The organism is Oleiphilus sp. HI0132, assembly GCF_001635845.1.
The window spans coordinates 1-583 of the sequence record NZ_LWGJ01000284.1 but is presented as its reverse complement, the minus strand read 5'-3'; the positions used below and the strand labels follow the sequence as shown (position 1 = coordinate 583).

The 583-nt window shown below is 50.4% G+C and carries 1 protein-coding gene; it reads left to right on the top strand.

The genetic code is table 11. From position 1 onward, the window contains the following. Positions 1 to 583 (top strand): DEAD/DEAH box helicase (locus tag A3766_RS30270; protein WP_369808596.1); only part of this gene is annotated, 583 nt, incomplete at both ends.

The window sequence follows — 583 nt, the reverse complement described above, 5'->3', positions numbered from 1 at the left end:
ATAGAAATCGCATGGCTAAGTGGTAAGTCAAAGGGCAAGACCCGAGCAGCCGCCTTGGGAAAAATCGCATCGGGTAATGCTCAAGTCGTCATCGGCACACATGCTTTGTTTCAAGATGAAGTGAAGTTTTCACGCTTGGCCCTGGCGATTATCGACGAGCAACACCGCTTTGGTGTTCACCAGCGTTTATCCTTAAAAAACAAAGGGCAAGACTCCGGTTTGGTGCCACATCAGCTCATTATGACCGCCACGCCCATACCCCGGACATTGGCAATGAGCGCCTACGCCGACCTCGACACCTCGGTAATCGATGAACTCCCCCCAGGCAGACAAAAAATAGAAACCTTTGCCATTCCAGATAGTCGACGCTCCGAAATGGTTGAACGGGTTAGAAAATCTTGTGAAGCCGGCTGTCAGGCCTATTGGGTTTGCACTCTTATAGAAGAATCTGAAGCCCTGCAGTGTCAGGCTGCAGAGGAAAGCCTGGCCTGGTTACAAGCTCAGCTAGGAGGTTTGGTTGTCGCCTTGGTTCATGGGCGAATGAAGGCTCAGGATAAAAGCCTAATCATGGATCAGTTCAAAG